At 41.1% G+C, this 22837-nt stretch carries 14 protein-coding genes; 4 read left to right on the forward strand and 10 right to left on the reverse strand.

What is annotated here, in order from left to right:
* Window positions 1-262: 262 nt before the first annotated feature.
* The 5 genes from ACZ48L_RS05960 to rnr all read right to left on the reverse strand — a co-directional run bounded on the left by ACZ48L_RS05960 (window position 263) and on the right by rnr (window position 6736).
* Entirely contained in the window at window positions 263-1189 is a 927-nt protein-coding gene (locus tag ACZ48L_RS05960; RefSeq protein ID WP_006045714.1) for an IS982 family transposase, read from the reverse strand.
* A gap of 609 nt (window positions 1190-1798) precedes the next feature.
* Entirely contained in the window at window positions 1799-2797 is a 999-nt protein-coding gene (locus ACZ48L_RS05965; RefSeq protein WP_025791227.1) for a C1 family peptidase, read from the reverse strand.
* A 120-nt stretch (window positions 2798-2917) separates the two neighbouring features.
* Window positions 2918-3730, reverse strand: a complete 813-nt coding sequence (locus ACZ48L_RS05970; protein ID WP_025791228.1) for a hypothetical protein — start codon at window positions 3728-3730, stop codon at window positions 2918-2920.
* A gap of 46 nt (window positions 3731-3776) precedes the next feature.
* Complete coding sequence (trhA, locus tag ACZ48L_RS05975) at window positions 3777-4433, reverse strand: PAQR family membrane homeostasis protein TrhA (protein WP_025791230.1); 657 nt, start codon at window positions 4431-4433, stop codon at window positions 3777-3779.
* 8 nt (window positions 4434-4441) lie between these two features.
* Window positions 4442-6736, reverse strand: coding sequence for a ribonuclease R (gene rnr / locus ACZ48L_RS05980; RefSeq protein WP_025791232.1), 2295 nt, complete (start codon window positions 6734-6736; stop codon window positions 4442-4444).
* Window positions 6737-6814: 78 nt separating this feature from the next.
* On the opposite strand from rnr, the gene ACZ48L_RS05985 reads away from it, so the two are divergent.
* The 4 genes from ACZ48L_RS05985 (at window position 6815) to ACZ48L_RS06000 (ending at window position 10637) form a co-directional block, all read left to right on the forward strand.
* Window positions 6815-7804 (forward strand): NAD-dependent epimerase/dehydratase family protein, encoded by a 990-nt coding sequence (locus tag ACZ48L_RS05985; protein ID WP_314694133.1) that lies wholly within the window; start codon window positions 6815-6817, stop codon window positions 7802-7804.
* 3 nt (window positions 7805-7807) lie between these two features.
* Window positions 7808-8776, forward strand: a complete 969-nt coding sequence (locus tag ACZ48L_RS05990) for a phosphatase PAP2 family protein (protein WP_008823392.1) — start codon at window positions 7808-7810, stop codon at window positions 8774-8776.
* 915 nt (window positions 8777-9691) lie between these two features.
* Window positions 9692-10117, forward strand: coding sequence for a type VI secretion system amidase effector protein Tae4 (locus ACZ48L_RS05995; protein ID WP_242401686.1), 426 nt, complete (start codon window positions 9692-9694; stop codon window positions 10115-10117).
* The gene (locus ACZ48L_RS06000) at window positions 10104-10637 is read left to right on the forward strand and encodes a WG repeat-containing protein (RefSeq protein WP_025791237.1); all 534 of its coding nucleotides are present in this window, start codon (window positions 10104-10106) and stop codon (window positions 10635-10637) included. Before ACZ48L_RS05995 ends, ACZ48L_RS06000 begins: the two co-directional genes overlap by 14 nt.
* 165 nt (window positions 10638-10802) lie before the next feature.
* Here ACZ48L_RS06000 and ACZ48L_RS06005 read toward each other — a convergent pair whose 3' ends face one another.
* The 5 genes from ACZ48L_RS06005 to ACZ48L_RS06025 all read right to left on the reverse strand — a co-directional run bounded on the left by ACZ48L_RS06005 (window position 10803) and on the right by ACZ48L_RS06025 (window position 22800).
* Window positions 10803-12821: a glycoside hydrolase family 97 protein gene (locus ACZ48L_RS06005; RefSeq protein ID WP_025791239.1), complete on the reverse strand. Its 2019-nt coding sequence runs from the start codon at window positions 12819-12821 to the stop codon at window positions 10803-10805.
* Between the two features lie 21 nt (window positions 12822-12842).
* Window positions 12843-14063 (reverse strand): glycoside hydrolase family 99 protein, encoded by a 1221-nt coding sequence (locus ACZ48L_RS06010; RefSeq protein WP_025791241.1) that lies wholly within the window; start codon window positions 14061-14063, stop codon window positions 12843-12845.
* A gap of 398 nt (window positions 14064-14461) precedes the next feature.
* Complete coding sequence (locus ACZ48L_RS06015) at window positions 14462-17560, reverse strand: glycoside hydrolase family 97 protein (protein WP_314694132.1); 3099 nt, start codon at window positions 17558-17560, stop codon at window positions 14462-14464.
* Window positions 17561-18263: 703 nt separating this feature from the next.
* A complete protein-coding gene (locus ACZ48L_RS06020) occupies window positions 18264-19826 on the reverse strand; it encodes a RagB/SusD family nutrient uptake outer membrane protein (protein WP_025791243.1) in 1563 nt (520 codons plus the stop codon).
* Between the two features lie 37 nt (window positions 19827-19863).
* Window positions 19864-22800, reverse strand: coding sequence for a SusC/RagA family TonB-linked outer membrane protein (locus ACZ48L_RS06025; RefSeq protein WP_219491197.1), 2937 nt, complete (start codon window positions 22798-22800; stop codon window positions 19864-19866).
* Between the last annotated feature and the right edge of the window lie 37 nt (window positions 22801-22837).

A 22837-nucleotide genomic window follows, 5' to 3' on the forward strand; every position in this document is an offset into this window, starting at 1 on the left:
CTTTTGTCTTATATTTCCAGTCAGACCAACAAATTGCCACACAATAAAACGCTTATACAACCAAAAGCCTTGTAATGTACCTGTCAGTATAAATGCCTTTACTTCTCGATTTATAGTGATTAGAAACGATAGATGCCTGCTTAACTTCTTATAAATAGGGCTTAAAGCCAAACTCCTCAGACACAATTCAACCTTATTGGAGTAGCAACTATTCGCCCATCTACACTGAATTTACTATCAAAAACTTGAGTTCGGGATAAGTTTAGTATGAAAAAAGTTCCAACTGCCTTGATTTTTCCACATACACTGGCAGTGCCTCTGGCTTGTTCTCAAAGAAGCAGTATGCTGTAAGGGCAGAACACAAGTTCATGATAAAGTTGTGTATCGAGCGGTGTCTTGAGTGAACAAGGTTGGCTTTGTTCTTGAGTAGTTCGTTAATGCACTCGATAATGTATCTTTTCCTCAGCATAATCTTGTCCCACATAGGCATCAGTTTGTTCTTCATCTTAGCCTTGAGCCCATGAACGAGTTGGATACCTTGACTGAACAGACTATCAAAGAGTTCCTGCTTGATGTACCCTCTATCAGCAAAGATCTTCCCAAATAAGACCTTTGCAAATACCGTCCATACCCTGCTATCTCTGTCATCCACATTTGCTCCTGTAAGACAGAACGTTATCACTTCACCAGAATCATTGCATAGCAGGTGCAGCTTGAATCCATGACACCAGCCCATGGTACCCTTTCCGTCCTTGGCGAGGCCGGCAAAGACTTTGTTGTAATATCGTCGTACATTGTGACATACGGGTATCATTGTGCTGTCAACGAATGTTATACCCGTACACTTGCCGAAGGCATAGAGCTTCATGAACAGCATCATCTTAAAGAACACTCTTGGCATGAGTTCAACGAAGCGGTTATAGGAAACCGCGTCGGGAAAATCCTGACGCATCACCCCTTTGACCCAATTCAAATAATACTCCTTGAAATTGCGATATGCGCCGAAATGATAGCATACCAAAATGGTCATAATCTCACTTTCCGAGAGTCTGCCCTTGCGGTTTCGGTAGCGTTTGCCGTCACTGTTATGGGACGGTAGACGCAGGTTTTTCGCTAATTCGGCACTCAAATTCTTATCAAACTCGTCGATTATACAGAAAATTTCAGTAACTTTGTCCTTGGTAATCATCGTTCAAAAATCTTGTAATCTATTGATTTTCACCTATAAAGATACGAATTTTTGACGAGATTACCAACTTTTTCAAGCCTTTTCTTATCCCGAACTCGCGTATCAAAAGAGCAATACAAAAAACCTTTAAGTGCCCATTACAGAAAATTACAAGGCGTCTGTAATCTTTCTACAAGGCGTCTGTAGAAGTATTACAAAGGGCTTGTAATCTTTCTACAAAGCCTTTGTAATTTTCTGTAATGCCGTATCAGCGTATTTAAAAGGAATGAGAAGGGCATGAGAAAAGCGTATTATCCGATAGCACAAGGGGCTGAACTTACAAGTGATTATCCAAAGTTATCATCTACAAAAGCCTAAAAGACAGATTGAAACTATTGATAATTTTATCAGGAAGGTACGATTTAAGAAAACTATCCGATAGGTAAGGAAAAGCAAAGGGCATTCTTCTACATTTCAGAAGAACACCCTTTGCATTTTAAAGTAAGCACCTTCAGACATGCATCTGGGGACTACTATCATACTAAAGACTACTTTATAGAATAAAATAGACTATTTAATGAGTTCTACATCTTTACCACAAGAACTGCAATACGAGCTCTTTTCCCTAAATCAAGTATGTACAATCACCGCTATGGTCTTAAGTTTTACGTAGTTTTCGCTTAAGAACATAAAGCCTTTATAAGGGTTATCAGTCCCCCAACTGTTCTTACAAAGGAAGAAACGTCGCCCCCTTTGGTCGTGTGCCAACCCTACAATCTCCATGCAATGGTCATCCGTTGTGCGATGATGTTCAAAAGATTTCTGCCTATGAGCAACCGTTACCGCTTTGTTTTCATTATTTAGTACAGCGTAACCATGCTGGAAAGAGAAGCCAGACTCGGATATATCTCCCTCCCAACACACAGGATGTCCCTTGCGTAAACTACCTATTATACGGTTCATCATCGTGTCAAGCGGTACGTTCAAGAACGTATCGTGGAAATAATTGTCGGGAACTTCCAATGGGAAACGCTGATTATAGGGATGATGAGTGAAACTTGTTAGCGCCAGATACTCGTCATCACGACAGACACTACGTGCAAACTCAAGCGGAGTATACAGTACACCAAACATAAAAACCTGACGAGGAAGAGGTCCTATGGCGTCATCAAGAAGTGCATCAGCAGGTAATCCTTTCGATAACTTCCTACAAAGCACATTGTAATCCATATCTGGTTTATGATGATAGGCATCATAATGTTGTAGTCCATAGGTCTGAATAAGATCGAGAAGCATCGTACTCATACCCCGTGTGGTTATCTTCGGACTCTCCCACTGTGCTCTCTTAGGCAACAGACGAAGCCGTTCAGCCTGTTCACGAAGATACATACGTGCTACATAATCAGGACTAAGATTCACGGAATCGCCCTGACAAATATGTTCAGTCTCTATGGTTGCCAACATAGCATATACCCAACAAAGCGAACTACTACCCTGATCTTTCACGGGAGTAGTAGGCAGACAGATATCAATTGTGAACTTCTCTGTTGGTAAATAAGCCTTCCTTGTTTGCTTACCACAACTTGTAAGCAAGAGGAAAGGTATGAATAAACAAAGTATTTTCCTCATTATTTAATGTTATCATATAAGTCTAACAAAGCCTTAGAGTCTCTCTTTTAAAGGGCAGAAGACTTGTTATTATCCTCCTTAACCCCTGTCACTCCTCAATGCTTCATACTTCTTCAACGCTCAATATTCCACCATCTTTGTCCAAGCCTCAGCCACTTCCTTATCCAAGGGAGGTACAGAAGCAGGGATAGTGAAGGTCCATACGTGATTCTTCTCCTTATTAATACGCTTCATTTCACTCTCAGTTATCATCATGCGGTCGGATACATAGAACTCACTCCACACATCAATACGCTCATCAACATCCTCTCCCCGATAGCGGGCAAAGAAGGTTTGATGCTTTTGGGAAGACAGAAGCTGATTAGAAAAATAGCTTTCGCTTTCGTCAAAGTTTGTCATTCGTGCAACGATACCATACATCCGGAGTTGGCTCATGTCCAATTCATGATTCGGTTGTCCCACTAATTCGTCCATCTCTATGGATGTTACCACTTCAGTTTTCCCATTTATTTTCTGTTTATCTTTCGTTATCTTTCCGCATTTATCAGCCCATCTGTATACATCACCATTGTTACGCGTGGAATATTCCTCACTGTTGATACTCTCAAGTAGCGTCCGACGTTCCAGATTAGGCAATGACATCTGTATGAAAGTATCATCACCATTTGCCTTAGGAGCTTTCCTGCGACGCTCGCCCAAGAACTTCCTGTCCACGAAAGGAGAACCTTTCTTTGAGTCAGAAACATTCGTTGTTGAATCAGAAAGTGGAATATAGAACTCCATCATGCCATCAACAAAATAGCTAAGCATAGAGTTTGTTGCCTGATAAACACGGTAATAACCTTTCAGACGGGTATATTTTCGTTCCTGAGCATGTATTGACAATGCTATGAAACATAGGATTATACCAATAAAGATACTACGATTGAACATTTCTTTTCAAAATATTTTTATGCGCAATGAAGCTCCAAGTGACAAATCAAAGATATTCCATCAAGATTTCCCACACGGCAATTATATGACAAATACTACCCAAGAGGACGAAGAAATGGAATACAGTGTGCATATATCTACGTTTGTTCAATGAATAGAACAGTGCTCCTGTGATATACATTACACCCTCTGCAACAATCCAGATAATCGAAGAAATGGGTAAAGAATCAGCCAAAGGCTTGAACGCAACCAGCACTGATAACCCCATACCAATGAATGTTAGCGTCTCAAGATTACTATGATCACGAAGCTTTCGCAAGGAAGATATGGTGCCAAGGATGGCACATAACCACACAAAAGAGAACAATCCCCATCCCCATGCGCCCTGATTGCGTAGCACTGTGAGTGTGATTGGGGAATAAGAGCCTGCGATGTGCCAGTAAATAGCAGCATGATCCCACTTCCGTAGGCGTTCTTTCCATACCGAACGAGCTGACAGTGCATGATAAACAGTAGAGCTCACATAGCTGAATAACATCCCCACAAGATATAATATCACACCAGCTGTAGCCCAACCTGCCCTCTCTTGAAAGCACCAAACAAGGAAAATCGTACCGAAGACAATGCCCAGTACGATTCCACCGCTATGACTCCATGCGTTCCATAGCTCCTCTTTATGTGAATAAAATATCTTTCGTTTCACGTCATTCCCTATCTTCTCCGACGGTTTCTGCCACCCCTTCTGCTTCCTTTACGGTTACTTGTCTTCCCATCAGTGGGCATTTCAGGTTGTTGTTGCTTCTTCGGACGGCCATCATCAAGGGTAAAGTCGAGTTGCTTACGCTCAAGATTAGCCTTCGCAACCTGTATTCTGATAGGGTCACCAAGCTGGTAAACGTGATGACGACGGCGCCCAACGAGGCAGTAATTCTTCTCATCGAAGTCGTAATAGTCATCATCCAGATCGCGCATAGGTATCATTCCCTCGCAATGATTCTCATCAATCTCGGCATAAATACCGAAACTTTGGATGCCAGAGATATGTGCATCGTAGCATTCGCCGATGTGTTCACCCATGAACTCCACCATCTTATACTTTATGGAATCACGTTCTGCACTCTGTGCAACGAGCTCCATATCAGAGCAATGTTCGCAAAGTTCTTCGTAATGTTCCTTGTTTGCCGAGCGTCCTCCATGCTGATAGCGTGTAATAAGACGATGAACCATCGTATCAGGGTAACGTCTGATAGGCGAAGTGAAGTGTGTATAATAATCAAAAGCAAGTCCGAAGTGCCCGATGTTATGCGTTGTATACTTCGCTTTCATCATGGATCGGAGTGCAATGGTCTGTATAACCTTCTCTTCACGTTTGCCTTGTACCTCATCCATAAGCTTATTCAGTGCACGGGCAGTGGCTCCCTTCGTACTGGAAGACTTGAGTTTATATCCGAATTTAGCCGTAAACTCACGTAGATTCTCGAACTTCTGTGGGTCAGGATTATCGTGAACACGATAAGGAAGAGTCTTTGCTTTCTTGCCTTTAGTGGTCTTTCCGATACTTTCGGCTACCGTTTTATTGGCTAAAAGCATAAATTCCTCAATGAGTTTGTTGGCATCTTTCGAGCGTTTAAAGTAACAACGAATAGGCTTTCCATGCTCATCTATATCGAAATGGAGCTCTTCCGACTCGAATTTAACGCTTCCTCCTTTCATACGGCGTGCCCTAAGCTTCTTTGCAAGACGGTCAAGTGTCACTACTTCTTCGGCATACTCACCCTTATATCCATCCTTTCCAGGGTTTGGAGCAGGCTCACCTGTTCCGTCGACAACACCATTATCTTCCAACAACTGCTGTGCTTCCTCATATGCATAACGCCTATTCGACTTAATAACTGTATGCACTATGCGGTAAGACTTCACGTTTGCATCGTCGTCAAGGTTGAAAACACAACTGAAAGCAAGCTTCTCTTCATTCGGACGAAGCGAACAAATGAAATTACAAAGACGCTCAGGAAGCATAGGAATGGTACGGTCTACAAGGTAAATAGACGTAGCACGCTGCTGTGCTTCACGGTCAATGATATCGCCTTCCTTTACATAATGCGATACATCAGCTATGTGTACACCCACTTCCCACAGCCCATCTTTGACTTTACGGATAGACAAAGCATCATCAAAATCCTTTGCATCACGTGGGTCAATGGTACATGTCCACACGTCACGGAAGTCCTCTCGCTCTGCAAAATCCTGTGGAGTGATCTCTGCACTTATCTTCTCTGCAGCCTCCTCCACACGCTTTGGATACTTATAAGGTAGTCCATACTGAGCCAAGATGGTGTTCATCTCCACGTCATTGTTCCCTGCTTCACCCAGAACATCCACTACTTCACCCACAAGATTCTTATGATCAGCATCCGGCCACTTGGTAATTTTCACCAAAGCACGGTCATCTGTCTTACCACCTTTGAGCTTTTTCTTAGGAATAAGGATATCATGTATAAAGAGATTCTCCTGTGTTACAAGGAAGGCAATGTCCTTCTCGACCCGCAACCTTCCAACGAAGGTGTCTTTCTTCCGCTGCATTATCTCGATGACCATTGCCTCCTTGATATGGTTTTGACGGCGTGCCATGAACTGAACCTTCACATGATCGCCGTTCAAAGCAGCCATTGAATTACGTTCAGAGACGAAGACTGGTGTCCCACCATCGTCTGGTAAGAAAGTATTTTTACCATTTGCTTTGCGGACAAAAGTACCTTCCTGCACCTGTCCCTTGGTATTCAACGTGTAAGCACTCTCTCCAACCTTTGATAAAAAGTCGTCCCACGCCATCTCCTCCATCACATCAATGGCCAACATTTTAGCAGGATGAGTGGTTAATTTAAGTGCATGAAATATCTGTTTAAAGCTGAATGTCTCATCTGGTTGCGACTGAAAGAAACCCGTTAGCTTCTCTGCAAGTTGCTTCTTGGTCAGCCTCTTGCCGCTTTTCTTTTCTTTCCCCATAAGAATTACTATATTAAATATTTTCCACAAAGTAACGAAAAAGTTTGTATCTTTGCAAACGTTTGCAACGAATTTTTAATGAAAAAGATACTAATAACAGGTGCATCAGGCTTCATTGGATCCTTCATTGTGGAGGAAGCAATAAGGAGGGGAATGGAGACTTGGGCTGCCGTACGGCGTTCATCATCACGAGAATATTTGCAGGACGAACGCATTCACTTCATAGAACTCGACTTTTCATCAGTTGAAAAGCTACAAAAACAACTCTCAGAACACCAATTCAATTATGTTGTTCATGCTGCTGGGGTAACAAAATGTCTGAATAAAGACGACTTCTTCCGTGTAAACAGGGACGGAACACACAACTTTGTACAGGCTATAAAGGCAACCCAACACTCTTTAGAACGCTTTGTTTTTCTCTCAAGTCTCAGTATTTTTGGAGCCATTAGAGAGCAACAGCCTTATAAAGAGATAGAACCTACGGACACTCCACAGCCCAATACCGCATACGGAGAGAGTAAGTTGGAAGCTGAGCGCACGCTCCCAGCTGACCTCCCCTACATCATCCTGCGCCCAACAGGAGTATATGGTCCACGCGAAAAGGACTATTTCCTAATGGCAAAAAGCATCAAAGGACACAGTGATTTTGCTGTAGGATACAAGCAACAAGACATCACCTTCGTTTACGTAAAGGACGTTGTGCAGGCTGTATTCCTTGCTTTAGACCACGGAAAAACTGGTAGCGCCTACTTCCTCAGCGATGGACTGGTGTATCAAAGTACTACTTTCAGCAACCTAATACATGAAGAATTAGGCAGACCTTGGTGGATTCGTATCACAGCACCTATATGGTTACTCCGCATTGTCACATTCTTTGGCGATATTATCGGACACCTTACAGGAAAGATATCAGCCCTTAATAACGACAAATATCAGATTCTTAAACAACGAAACTGGCGTTGTAACATACAGCCTGCTATTGAAGAATTAGGCTATAAACCCCAATATGACCTTAAAAAAGGCGTAAAAGAAACTATTAAATGGTATAAGGAAGAAGGTTGGTTATAGGTAATGAAGAAATTTATCATAGACTTATTTAAATTAGAAAAGAAACCCGTCAAAGGGCTCATGGCCTTTGAATGGGTCGTAATGGCATACTTAGTACTGACGTTGATTGTGACATTCATCATGTACACAAGCATGGATAATCCACAAGCAATGATTTTCGGACGACTGCGTATTGTAGCCATCACGGCTGCAATGTGGCTGGTTTACCGCATAGCTCCCTGTCGATTAACCCGTTTTGCACGTGTAGGAACGCAGATGGCATTGCTTGCATGGTGGTATCCTGATACCTTTGAGATCAACCGACATTTGCCTAATCTTGACCATGTCTTTGCTACTTGGGAACAAGATCTCTTCGGTTGCCAGCCTGCATTGCTCTTTTCAAAGGCACTTCCAGGCCCCGTTTTCAGCGAACTCTTCGATATGGGATATGCTGCTTATTATCCAATGATAGCTGCAACGGCTGTCTATTACTTCGGATGGTACTATAAAGAATTCAACAGAGCAGCCTTTATCATTCTGGCATCATTCTTTATTTATTACGTGATTTTCATCTTTGTACCCGTTGCCGGACCAACGTTCTATTACAAGGCAGTAGGGTTACACAACATCACAGCAGGCATCTTCCCGAATATTCACGACTATTTCAACCATCACCAGGAGTGTTTACCAAGCCCAGGATATACAGATGGTATCTTCTATCACCTCGTTGAAGATGCCAAAGCGGCAGGAGAGCGACCTACGGCAGCCTTCCCAAGCTCGCATGTCGGCGTAAGTACTATCTGCATGCTACTCCTTTGGCACGATCGTAACTATAAACTTCTGGCTGTTCTTGCACCGTTTTATATTCTGCTTTGCTGTGCAACGGTTTATATTCAGGCACATTACGCCATCGATGCCATTGCTGGTTTCGTCACAGCCTGCATTCTTTTCGCCATTCTTATGCGTGCTTCACGCAAAATGGTAACGAAATAAAGGAAACTATCTTCCTATAAAAAGAAGTCAAATTCATCGTTTCTTCCTACTGAAGAAGGTGATCATACAATCACGGACGATGGATTTGACTTCTTTTTTTCTTTATCATTTCATCTCTTCAAATCACCATTTTTCAGTAAAAACACATACATAAATTGCCGGATATATACCCAAATCCTGTGTATAGCACTACCGATTTTACACCGTCCTACCCTCCTTTATCCATCTTCTCTACCATAAAAAACAGTTCTATAGAGTCACGATGACAGGCATACCAGTCCCATACTATTTACGCTTCTCCGCCCTTTTGCTGCCTTAGTCTTTTATCCTTTCTAAGGCATAGATATTCCTCTTTTTGTAAAAAAGATTCCTTATTGATTTTTTAAAGGGCGTCTTTTGCGTTGTAAAAGATGCCCTTTTGCATGGTAAAAGGTGCCCTTTTGATGTGTAAAAGACGCCCTTTTACAACGCAAAACATGCCCTTTTACAAGCCTCTTTGTAACCTATTGATAATGTGAATATTACAAAGCCATAAAAAAGCTACCTCCTCTGATTATACACTCTCTTATTCATTTGCAAATGTAATGCAATTTCATAACCTATAATACCTACTCCATTCTAACCTTCACATTGCCCTTTACAACTCATGATTATTATGTATGCCCAGATTTAATCTACCTTGTAAGCTAGATATCTACTTTATTTTCATAAAAAAATTATATTCTTCTAAGAATACAAGAATATTTATCTAATTTTGTATTTGGTATCATCAATGAATATTATCTTTAACCTTTTGTATTCCAATACCATAAAATTAGACATCCATTACTAATCATTACATTTATAAGGAACTTACATAACTTTATAACTATACATTAAATTACGATAGCAACAATATCTTATGAAACACTTAGTTTGAACTTTGCAAGAGTAAAAGAACTACCACCTTCACAAGTTGGAAGCATCATTGGAGGAAAAGTTGAGGTAAATATCAAGGCGAATATTCTCCAGAATGCTTGTGCTATAAGACTCTCATATGCCTTTAATTATTCCGGTATGCCCATCAGTCAATATGATGGTAAGGTATCATCTGGGAAAGATAATAAATGGTATCTATACAGAGTTGAAGATATGAAGAACTTTGTAAAGAAGCATATTGGAGGAACTCCAATAAAAGGACAGTCCGCTATAGACTTCAAAGGGAAGAGAGGTATTATAATCTTTACCAATTGTAATTGGAGTGATGCTACAGGACATATTGACTTATTCAATGGTCAAGAAGTAGAAGGAAAGGGCTACTTCAATAAATGTGACACGGCAATATTATATGAAATTAAATAGCTATGATATGAGAACATCCATCAGATTACTACTCACAATCTTTATTATCACCATTTTGCTTTCCTGCTATGGGAATGGAGATAACAAACTCTTCGTAACAGAAAAGAAAGGTTTATATGGATATGTTAATGCGAAAGGTGATATAATTATTGATTGTGTATACCCATTAGTCTATACAGACACTATCTCTAAAATCGGATTTGTTGCAGATAGCACAGGGCATATTAAATGCTTCAACAATAAGGGTAAATACCTTTTCGATGTATTTAAATATGATAATGGACCTGACTACCCACGTGAAGGGCTCTTTAGAATTGTTGATAACACGGGACTTATAGGTTTTGCTGACACTCTAGGGAATATTATTATCACCCCTAAATATAAATTTGCATACCCTTTCACAGATGGGAAAGCAAAGGTTACCGACAGAGGAAGACTAATCATTGATAGTGAAGACTTTGAAAGTCACGAATATTGGCAGTCTGATAAATGGTTCCTTATACCACACAAAAAGAAATAGTTCACCTCCAACTAACTTTCAAATAGGATAGTTTATCAGTTCTTAAATTGGGAACAAGAACTAGAATATACCATTTAAGAAACAAAAAAATCCCGCCTTGCCACTTGGACAAGACGGGATTGTGAAAACTATAATACTTTAAAAGATAAAATGATCTCTTATGTTCTATTGCTTAATCAGCTGAATAGCGAAGCCGCCACTCTTAGCCATGTGGAGCTTTAAGACAGTCTGTGCATTCACAATCTGCTGATCAATAGTCATTGGATATGGGTTTTTATCGTATTCAGCACCCGGTCCGTCCTTATAGATGATGGCCTTATAAGAAGCACCCGGTGTAAGGAAGTCAAGCTTAAGGTCTACATCACGCGCCTGTTCGTCCGTCATTCCACCAACATACCAGTTCTCACTGTCACGATCCTTACGTGCTGTAACAATATACTTACCAATCTCTGCTGCCGGAATCACAGTGCGCTGCCAGTTAGAAGGCATTGCTTCAATGAACGCAAAGGCTGGCTGACCGGTATAATTCTCAATCTCATCAGCTGCCATCTGCCATGGTGTATAGATGACAACATACTCAGCAAGCTGCTTAGCAAGTGTGGTATGAGGATGAGTCTGTGGATAAACCTGACCTTCAAGTTTGAAGATTCCTGGTGTAAAGTCGATTGGTCCTGCCAGCTGACGTGTGAAAGGAAGTACACAAAGATGGTAAGGAGGATTGCCACCATTGCCATCCCACGCATTCCACTCTTGTCCACGGACACCCTCACTTGCGATAAGATTAGGATAAGTACGCTGCAAACCAGTAGGCATAGCAGGCTCATGATTGACAACCATGATGTGGTGTCGGGCAGCAGTCTCAATGACTTTACGATAATGACGGACGCCATACTGTGAGTGTTGCAGCTCCTTATTGTCCATCACCTTGTTCACATAACCAGTCTTAATGGCCTTGATACCCATCTTTTCATAGAGAGTAAAGGCTGCTTCAAGCTGGTTTTCATAGTTCTTAGCAGCACCACCTGTCTCGTTATGTGCTATGAGTGACACACCTTTAGAGAGAGCATACTTCTGCAATCCATCAAAGTCATAGTCAGGATAAGCCTTGGTGAAGTTGAATTTATCACCTTCTTTACCCCAGTCATGCTCCCAACCATAGTTCCAACCTTCAACCAATACACCCTTGAAACCATGCTGTGCAGCAAAGTCGATATAGCGTTTGGTATTCTCAGTAGTCGCTCCGTGCTTAGGACCAATAGCCCATGTGGCATGCTGCATGTGGTAAGCCCACCATACACCGACATATTTTCCTGTCGTGATCCATGAAGTATCCTTGATCTTACATGGGTCATTGAGATTCAACATGACGCGATTGGTAATCAAACCACCCGCATTATTCTCAACCGACAGCATACGCCAAGGAGAGACAAAGGGTGCTTTTGCACGTACAAGGTCACCATTTGACCAAGGTACAAGCTCAGCTCTCATGCGTACATTACCTTCTTTCGTCTCTACAGGCTTTACGTTCAATGAAGCATAATCAGTGAGATTAGCCTCATGAAGCATCATATAAAGATCAGGCTTAGCTTCAATTGTGATAGGAGTACATACCTTCTGCTTCTTGCTCAATGGTGCCTTCGTCCATAAACCTTCGTAGTAATCAGCGTCATAGGGCAGTGTCCATGCCTCTGGATCACCTTTAAAGCAGAACTCTGTCTCCTCATCCATAATGACAAAATGCTTCAAATTCTTCTGCTCTGGGAACACATAACGGAAGCCCATACCGTCATCAAACACACGGAAGACAATTGTTAGCTGACGCTTCAGACCTTTACGCTGAGCCAATTTCATTGTAAGCTCGTTGTAATGATTGCGGACATCATTCTCTTCACCCCATGGTTGGTGCCAGGTTTCATCCTTTGTTGCACGAACAAAGCCCATAACACCGAAGTCACTGTCGAGACTTCCATCCTTCAACTTCACGCCAAGATAGGAAGGAAGGAGGATAGCTTCTTTGCCACGACTCAATGAATAATAAGGCCGACCAGCCTTGTCAACGCCAGCCGTCAGTGTTAGATTCCCTGATGGTGATGTCACTGTAGCCTCTTGTTTTGCAGCCATTCCCATAGGGAACACCACAAGACAAAGAGATAAAAAGATGTTTTTTAATAGATTACGTTTCATTTATTGATATACTATTTGATTTTAAAGCGTATCGAGAATAGACTTTGCTTCAGCCGTTTTCAGCTGAACAAGGGCGTTATAGGCTTCCTTCACCTTTGCATTATCAGGATGTGCAACACGTGCCTCATACCAACGATAGATGAGTTCAAGGTCGGATTGCTGATAACTTACGCCCGTAAACTTCTGCAACATAACGAGATATTTATAGCCATACTCCAATGTTGGCTCAATGGTTGTACCCTCACCATAGTCATTCCAAGTACTGATCTGAAGATACTTCAGGCTGGCTGCCTTCGCTGCATCAAGCTGACGCTGGAAAAGAGCACCGTTCTCTGAGTCATAAGTTGTATAGCCATTGCTGCCTTCACCTTCCTTATAATAATCCCAAAAACCAGGCATGGCACCACCGACAAAGCATTCAAAGTTCTTTGCATAAGCATAGTCTGGGTTAGGATTGACCCAAGTGTATTCGCCTTGAGCATTACTTTTGTAGTCGCCATTGTTAGCACTTCCAATCTTACCATTCAATACTAAGAACATCGGTTTGGTAGTAAGAATAGAGAAAGTACGGTACCAATCCTTACCAGACTCCATCTGCATAGGACCGAAATTGAGTAATAAAGGACGGCCATCAACCTTCACATAACTGTCATCCTTAAAGAAAGTCTGGGCAAGATAACGCATATCTTGACGGGCAGCGCCCACCTTATCCGACACACCATCAAGTGTTCTGTCTTCATAAACGACGCTCATCTTCAGTCCAGCACGCTTCAATGCGCGGAAAAGAGCCTCAGTATTTGTCTTGTGCAGCGCTATACTATTATCGCTGTTCACACCATACCAGTCAACCATAACGCCATCCAGCCCTGCATACTTCATCAGTAGACACTGATAATCGAGTACAGCTTCATCGCCACTTGCATACGGACCCGTCATTGGATAGTAGTGAGAAGCTATCTCACGCTTGCCTTTTGCATCGGTCTTATTGGGGTCGCAGTTCTTCATTGTCCAATGATAACCCCACTTTCCTTCATTCTTAGGGTTAGAAGTAGGTGTCTCAAACCACGGCATATAGTGTGCATAGACCTGCATACTATTGGTTTTCGTTACAGCAATAGGCTGTACTCCACCTGCTTCTTGAGCATCGTTATGCTTAGCAGGAGCACCCTCATAGCTATCAGCACAGGATGTAAATAGCAGCATAGACATAGCTGTTACTGATAAAAAAGATCGTAAATTCATATTATTATCTTGCTTTTATTTGATTGATTAGTAAAAACAAACTGTTTAAAAGGTTGTTATCCCTCAGAAATACGAGCTCTCATGAGGAACAAATTTAGGTAAAATTATTTGTTTATAGAGCAAAAAACTGTCTTTTAACAATATAAATGTTATTACTTTTCAACGCTCCTTTGCCTTCTCATCACAAATCTTCATCACATTTATTCAGTGCTAAACACACTTTTTAGAACGGTATAAGATATTGCTTAGTAATACTAAAAAGGTATTCAAAGCATTGATAGTACCCTATAATATCTATATCGAATAGCCTCCTTTCTTATAAAAAAGAGGATACTGTCTGGGACAGAATCTCAGACAATACCCTCTCTCTTTATGATTATATTATAGTTCAAAACTACTTATCTCACAATGACTTTCTTACCCTTGTGGATGTAGATACCCCTCTTAAGGTTATCCTTTGAAGTGCCTATACGCCGACCTTGGAGATCATAATAAGCATCATCACGGGAGGTAGAAGAGCTTTGTTTATCTGCAGGAGTAATAATTTCAGCAATGCCTGTGGATACATTGTATACGTCATCTGGCTGATCTCCGGTAGAAAAAGTCGTAAGATGCTGCTTGTCATAAGGGAACTTAAAGACAGCAACAGCAATGTTATTACTCTCATTCACCTCTTTCTTGAGACGATTAACATCATCAACCCATACTCTAACATAATGGTATCCAGGAGCTGCTTGCCACTTATCACTGTTCGGACCTAATGGATTATTAATGCTACCTGTAACATAAACCTTTACCGTTTCACCTGGTTGTAGCTCCCTCCTAAAGTGGTCTGACCACATGGCAAGGTCACTATTAGCATACTTACCATCAATACGGAAACCAAGACCAAGCAATGCATCATTATTGATTGGGGCTGGCTGATCTCCAGCATTCACAACTTCAGCAACGAATTTTACCATTCCATTTACAGGAACAGACTGCTCATCAATGCTTACTTTCCTAATATAAAGATCGTAACCACCCCTCACTGGGATATAGTCACCACCCTCTTCACCAGATGGTTTAACATTGATTTTCTTCGTACGAGAGTTGTTTGATGCATTGTCATCACCAGGTAAACGGAAGCCATAACCTATCGTTGCTGTAAGTGTATGAGCCCCTGTTGTAGCTGTCCATGGCTGACGTGTCTCAAGAACAACAGACTGTCCCCGCTTCAAACCACCTTTATAGACGACTGTAGCAAAAGGAGCTATGCCATCAACAAGTACATGTGCACTGATCACTTCACCTACAGGAATGTCTGTATCACCAGTATTTAGCACTGCCATCTTAAAGCGAACGCCATCACCATCCTTAATATCTCTACCGCCATTGACTCTCTCCCATGAAAGAGCAGCAGCCTCAACATCGTAGTTTTCGACTATTTGAATAGCAAATCCACCACTACATGCCATCTTAATAGGTAATACAGAATTGTTGTTTACACCCTTCTTATAGATATTAACTGGATAAGGATTCTTCTTATAATCAGCATTATCCCCATCCTCATATACAACAGCTGTATACTTTTTACCAGGCTTAAGGAAGTCAAGACGGAGGTTAATAGTACGAGCATTGGCATCAGTCATACCTCCAATATACCAGTTATTGGTGCCGCGTGCCTGCCTTGCCGTAACAATATACTCGCCAATCTTAGCATCAGGAACAATTGTTTTCTCCCAATTAGAAGGTATATTCTCTAAGAAAGTGAATACTCTTGGGTTGTTCTGATAGTTCTCTATCTTATCCGCAGCCATCTGCCAAGGTGTATAAAAACAAACAAACTCAGCTAATTGCTTTGCTAATGTAGTATGCGGTCGAGAGTCTCCATTGACTTCTAAGAACTTAAAAATACTCGGTGTAAAGTCCATTGGACCTGCCAATCCACGAGTAAAAGGAATCGTTACTGTATGCGAAGGAGAACTACCTGTGCTCCATGCATTCCACTCTTGACCCTTTACACCCTCACCAGATAGAAGGTTTGGATAAGTACGCTGTAACCCCGTAGGCATAACTGGCTCATGATTGATCACCATAAGATGATGCTTTGCTGCCTCTTCTATCACCTTACGGAAGTGCCTTACACCATATTGCGAATGTGGAAGTTGCTGCCAATCATCCACACCACCTGTGTTCAGGAAGTCACCTACGTATCCTGTCTTAATAACATTTGCTCCTACAGACTGATAGAGACTGAAAGCTTTCTCCATTTGGTTCTCATATCGCTTGGAATAACCGCCCGTCTCATTATGTACAATAATAGAAGTCCCATTATCATGAGCATACTTTTGTAACCCTCTGAAGTCATAATCAGGAGTGGATTCAGTCATACTGAGGTCATTAACAACGGGCTGCATACCATTCCACCCTTTGTTCCAACCTTCAACAAGAACACCTTCAAAGCCATGTTCTGAAGCAAAATCAATATAGTGTCGGGTATTATTATTAGTAGCACCATGAGGTTTATCAGTCTCAGACCAGCTAAAATCATTTAAATGTAAAGTCCACCAAATACCGACATACTTACCAGTTTTGAGCCATGAGGTATCTTCTATCTTGCAAGGATCATTGAGATTCAACATCACACGATTGGTGATCAATCCACCAGGAGTTGTTTCGACTGCCAACATACGCCATGGCGAATAGAATGGATAATAGTCTGTATATACCAAATGGTTCTTTTGATAATTTGGAATGTCAGCCCTTTCCCATCCTAGAAGTTGGACTTTAAAATGTGCAATATCATCCCAAAAGCCTTGATTATTGATGCATAATGGAGAATAATCAGTAAGGTTAGCCTCGTGAAGCATCATATAAAGGTTAGGATTAGCTTCAATGGTCATAGGCGTACACTCCCATTTTTTACCTGAGAGAGGTCCCTTTCCCCACTCCCTTTCATAAGCTTTGGTATCGTAAGGAATAGTCCATGCCTGCAGATCACCCTTAAAGTTAAACTCTGTTTTCTCATCAGAAATGACAAGCGTTATATCCTTATTGTTATTTCTTAAACAATCTTGCTTTGGAATAACATAGCGGAAACCAAAGCCATTATCAAATACACGGAAGACAATATCCAACTTGATTCGTAAGCCACCTCTGCGCTGAAGATGCATGGTTAGCTCTTTGTAATGATTCCGAACGGCATCTTCTTCTCCCCATGGCTGGTGCCATGTCTCATCCTTCTCCGAGATATTAGAGAATGAAACATCGAAGTCATTGTCAAGAAAATCATTGATACTCTCTGTTAAAAGATAACCTAAGGCTGAACGTGTAATGATCTCTTGTCCGCGTCGACTTAATTTATAATAAGGGTGTCCACTGTCATCTGTACCCGCTGTCACCGTGAGATTACCATTCGGTGAACTTACCTGCTCTACTCTGTCTGCCAATAACGCTGATGGCGTTATTACGAATGTAAGAAGTAGAAGTGAGTGCTTTAAAAATCTGTGTTTCATTTCCTGAACTTTTAATAAGATTATTCGATTCTTTTATTTATAATTGAGATTGCCAATTCTGTATTCCTTTCACATACTCAATCACCTCATACCAACATAGGCTTATATGTGCTTAGATTACTTATAAGTTACAACAGAAGTATTCCTTCAATACCTTTCTACTACAAAACGATTGTATTATAAAAATATTTTCATAACCATAAGTATTTATCTTCATGATAATAAGGGGCTGGCACAATGATGAAACAAATAAGTTATAATGACAAAAACAAATATGCTTTCCGGTTTTCTACTGATGTGTTGCAGCTCCGCACATATGGAGCTAAGGCTTAGCACATATGGAGCTAAGGCTCCGCACATATGGAGCTAAGGCTTCGCACATATGGAGTTGGGGCTTAGCACATATGGAGTTGATGGTAGACATCTATAGTATCAAAGGCTTAACACCTTACAATACGTAGTTGACATGAAAGCAACTTGTAGTCAGAAGAAAGCCGAACCATCAATGATGAATAGAATTTACTTGGTCATAAGGAGATTGTTTTTAAGGGAATAATACGTTGTTATCTTGTTAAAGACAGCCCAATAAAGGACTTATGTCATTTCTCCAAACAGTAATAATCACTAAACATAAAACGTCCTCGTACACCTTATTGTATGATTAATACCAGTAAGACATACGGGGACGCATATTATTTAAAGCTTAATTTACATAGCCAGGATTCTGTTTCAAGTTCGGATTCTTATCCAGTTCATCCTTAGGAATTGGATAAATACCGGTGTGATGGTCAGCAGGATCAGCTGGTTTCTCCCACCATGCATTGTAATAAGTGCCAAAACGAATGTTAGTTGTACGTCTCAGACCTTCAAATACGAACTCATGCTTCCACTCAGTATCAATATCATCAAGAGTAAGTGAAGTGAGGTCAGTAAGTCCTGCACGCTTACGTATCTGATTAATGTAAGTGAGAGCTGTAGGAATATAACCCAAACGGAAATTACATTCAGCTTGCATCATCAGGATTTCAGCATAACGCATCAACACCCAATCATTATCACGTTCCCACTGATCAGTAGCACTCCACTCGTATTTATTCAGTCGTGCACCAGCATTCTGTGCAGCATTCGTGAAGTCAGCTATCTCCTCTGTGTAGTTCAAAGGCTCACCATTATCCATCAAAACTTCAGAACCATCTTTAGCACTATACTGCTGTCCGATGAGCAAACTGTTGCGACGGACATCCTGTGCATCAAATGAAGAATAGAGACCTGGTTGAGCACAAATACCGTTACCACACCACTGATAGACACCAGCAGGGTCAAAAGCTTGCTTCTGATTATAATGATAAGTCATACTTGCAAGGTAGTTTCCAACTGTTCCCTGCTTATGATCGTATGGAATAGCAAAGATAATTTCAGGTGATTTCTCATTCTGAATAGCAAAGCTAGCCTTATAATTAGGTGTGAGTTGATAGCCCTGAACCTTATCACAAGCATCAAGACAATCCTGCCAACGTGGTGAACCAGTATATACCTCAGCGTTAAGATACAGACGAGCCAGAAGAGTATTAGCAACATTCTGTGTGAAACGGCCATAGGTAACACCTGATGGAAGTAGTGGCATAATCTCCTTTAGCTCCTTCTCTATGAACTCAAACACTTCCTTTCGGGTTGAGTTGGTTGGCAATACCTTCTCTGTGAAATCAGTAGAGATTGGCACATTACCAAAGCAATCAAGCAGATTATAATAGTAATAAGCACGCAAACCACGTAATTCCGCTTTCACTTTGTTCTTTGCTTCATCCGTTAAACCACTTTTATCAACCTGATAAATAATGGCATTCACCTTTGAAACACCCGTAAAATTATAACGCCATATAGAGAGAATACCTGCATTATTGGCATCCCAATTATGACGCTGATACTGCTGATAACGCCCACCATCAAACCAGTCTGTACCACGTGTAGGGATACAAGCCTCATCACTTGAACACTCTTGAGTGAAGAAAACATATTCACAGGTCGGATAACAGTTAACACCATTGCCTTCAGGTGTACCTGAACCATAGCCACGCAGTGTAGCATAAGCACCTCCAACAATGGTAGCTACCTCTGACTGTGTCTTTCCATAGTCATCTTGTGACACCTTATCATAAAGTTGTTCATTAAGATCTGTACAGGAAGAAAGAGCTAATAGCAAACCTACTCCCAGCCAAGCCTTCCTTATTGGAAGGATATTCGATATACTTATATTCAATCGTTTCATAATTGGTATAATCTTATAAAGTTGAATTTTACTGTCATTAGAAGCCAATGTTCACACCAAGAGAGAATGTACGTGGACGTGGGTAACTGTTAAAGAAATCAATACCCGGTGAACTTAATACGTTATCTGGTACACTAACTTCTGGGTCAATACCCTTATAACCAGTAATACAGAATAGATTCTCACCCGTTACATAGAAACGAAGACGAGTAAGTCCCAGCTTCTTCACCGTATTCAATGGTACTGAATAACCAAGAGTAATTGCCTGTAAGCGGAAGAAGTCACCATTCTCAATAAAGTAATCAGAGTAAGTTGGATTATCTGTTATACCACTTTTCATAAAGTCATCAAGAGTATTCTGTGATGGGAAACGCGTTGGATCGTACATTACCATACGACTAACATTCAACACTTTCTGCCCAAACATACCATAAGCAGCAACACTTGCATCGAAGTCACGCCATGTAGCATTGAGTGAAAGACCTAAGTTCCACTTAGGCATTGCCGAACCAAGATAGCCATCTTTTACCTTTCCATTATCATCTTTATCAAGCATATACTTACCATCACTTGATATACCAGTGCAATGAGGACCCCAGAATGCACCTGCAGGATAGCCCTCCTTAATAACCTGTGAATAGGTATTAGACATACCACGTACGTTATGTAATGAGCCTGCTTGTAATCCAACAGCTTGATATTGATCATTAGAAAGCTTGGTAATCTCTTGATGATTGTATGCCAATGACATGTTAGCATCAAGTGTCCAGTTCTTTGCACGAACAGCCTTATACCCTAAACTCAATTCAAATCCCTTGTTAACAAGGTCACCAACATTAGCCAACATCGTACCAACAAGGTAAGGTGGCTGTGGAACAGGATAGGTCCAAAGGAGGTCAGAAGTCTTCTTATAATAAAGTTCCAACGTACCATTTAACTTATTGAATACTGAGAAGTCAACTCCAAGATTCCATTGTGCCGTAGATTCCCACTTAAGATCAGGGTTAGGATTCTGGATCTGTGTATAAGCATTCTTCCATGTTCCAGTAGTGCCATCAAAGTAAGCTGCACCTGATGGAGAGAGGATTGCCAATGACTTATACTCACCAATACCATTCTGATTACCCGTTACACCAAAGCCTGCACGAAGCTTTAAGTTATCAAGCCACTCATGTGTTGAGGCCATGAATGGTTCCTCAGAGATACGCCATGCAAGAGATACTGATGGGAATACACCCCACTTATGATTGTTACCAAACCTTGATGAACCATCACGACGTAAAGTAGCAGTAACCATATAACGATCCATCAGGCTATAGTTTATACGACCAAAGAAAGAAATGAGCTTTGATTCACCCTTATAAGAGTAAACATCACCCTGCCGATAGTCTGTTCCTGCTGCTAAATTATTGTAACCAAAAGCATCAGAATCAAACCCTGAGCGGGTTGAACCGAAACCTTCATAAGTATTATCAAGGTAAGAATAACCACCCATAAGGTTCAAATGATGGATATCTGCAAACTTCTTATCGTACGTTAGATAAAGTTCAAGCTGCTTATTGGTATAATCATCATAGAGTCTTTGACCCCATCCATGCTCACTCTGCCCCTCCATGCGTGCATAAGTAGGCTTGTATAAGCCCGATTTCACAGAGTTTGATTCATAAGAAGTATTCATTGTAGCAGTAAGTCCTTCAACAATAGAGAGCTCTGCCTTCAAGTATCCTAGGAAACGATGGCGTTTACGGTCCTCTATACGATTGTTATTCAGCTCTACAGGGTTCTCTGTATTCGTTCCATTCAACTGTGCATAGCTGCCGTTCTGATTAAAGACTGGGAAGGTTGGCTGAAGGTTTGTCATACGTTCGAAGATACGGTTATCGATTGGATGCCAACTGTCAAAGTTCGCATTAATACCTTCATCCAAACGTAAACGACCATTCATACCTGTCTGATAAGCGGATAGAGAGCCTGCCACACGGTTCATATTATTTCTCTTAATAACACCTTCATTATTATTATAGGTGAAACTTGCACGATAACCATGGCTCTTTTTAGAGGAAGAAAAGTTGATATTATGACTATGAGAGATAGCTGTACGCATGAGTTCTTTCTGCCAATCAGTATCAGCTCCATAATCCAAAGCGTTCATATTACCTGTAGAACGAACATAACTGCGCCATTGATTAGCTGAGAGTAAGTCAAGAGTCTTTGCTGCAGAAGCTATTGCAACATAGCCATTATACTGAATTGTGTTCACTTCTGTATCTGAACCTTGGCGGTTTGTAGTAATGATAATAACACCATTTGCACCACGTGAACCATAGATTGCTGCTGCTGAGGCATCCTTTAAGATGTCCATACTTACGATTTCAGATGGCTGAACAGAGTTGATATCAACCCCAGGAATACCATCAACAACTACCAACGGACCATTACTTGCAGAGAGTGACGTACCACCACGAAGGCGAATAGAGGCCCCTGATTCGACTGCACCAGAGCTTTGGACAATAGATAAACCAGCAACTTTACCTTGCAATAACTGTTCCGTAGAAGTGATAACACCCTGCTTCATATCTTTAGAATTAACAGAAGCGATGGCTCCAGTAAGGTCACTTTTACGCATTTTACCATAACCAACACCAACGACTGTCACTTCATCAAGGGTCTTGGCATCTTGTTCCATTACTATATTCAAGCCTTTTCCTGCCTGAACCTTACGATTATTATACCCAACATAAGAGATTTCAAGCATATCACCCTGCTTACATTGGATTGTGAAGTTACCATCTATATCCGTGATAGCCCCAACCTTACCACCTACAACGCTTACAGAAGCGCCAATAAGTGGTTCTTTTTCTGAGTCGACGACCGTACCTGTTGCGGTAAAATCTTGTGCCGATACATTGCTACAGAACAACATCATCATAAAGAGGATGAGCCCTGATAGTTTATTTTGAACTGTTAGTTTCATAGAATTTAATGCTTTTATGGATTGAATAAGATTCTTC

Source organism: Prevotella histicola (genome assembly GCF_055385135.1).

Excerpts from the sequence above, each read along its gene's own strand:
- ACZ48L_RS06000 (WP_025791237.1), top strand. The coding sequence starts at position 10,104 with ATGAAATTAAATAGCTATGATATGAGAACATCCATCAGATTACTACTC.
- ACZ48L_RS05965 (WP_025791227.1), bottom strand. The coding sequence starts at position 2,797 with ATGAGGAAAATACTTTGTTTATTCATACCTTTCCTCTTGCTTACAAGT.
- ACZ48L_RS05985 (WP_314694133.1), top strand. The coding sequence starts at position 6,815 with ATGAAAAAGATACTAATAACAGGTGCATCAGGCTTCATTGGATCCTTC.
- ACZ48L_RS06010 (WP_025791241.1), bottom strand. The coding sequence starts at position 14,063 with ATGAATTTACGATCTTTTTTATCAGTAACAGCTATGTCTATGCTGCTA.
- ACZ48L_RS06005 (WP_025791239.1), bottom strand. The coding sequence starts at position 12,821 with ATGAAACGTAATCTATTAAAAAACATCTTTTTATCTCTTTGTCTTGTG.
- ACZ48L_RS06025 (WP_219491197.1), bottom strand. The coding sequence starts at position 22,800 with ATGAAACTAACAGTTCAAAATAAACTATCAGGGCTCATCCTCTTTATG.
- ACZ48L_RS05970 (WP_025791228.1), bottom strand. The coding sequence starts at position 3,730 with ATGTTCAATCGTAGTATCTTTATTGGTATAATCCTATGTTTCATAGCA.
- rnr (WP_025791232.1), bottom strand. The coding sequence starts at position 6,736 with ATGGGGAAAGAAAAGAAAAGCGGCAAGAGGCTGACCAAGAAGCAACTT.
- ACZ48L_RS06020 (WP_025791243.1), bottom strand. The coding sequence starts at position 19,826 with ATGAAACGATTGAATATAAGTATATCGAATATCCTTCCAATAAGGAAG.
- ACZ48L_RS06015 (WP_314694132.1), bottom strand. The coding sequence starts at position 17,560 with ATGAAACACAGATTTTTAAAGCACTCACTTCTACTTCTTACATTCGTA.
- ACZ48L_RS05960 (WP_006045714.1), bottom strand. The coding sequence starts at position 1,189 with ATGATTACCAAGGACAAAGTTACTGAAATTTTCTGTATAATCGACGAG.
- ACZ48L_RS05990 (WP_008823392.1), top strand. The coding sequence starts at position 7,808 with ATGAAGAAATTTATCATAGACTTATTTAAATTAGAAAAGAAACCCGTC.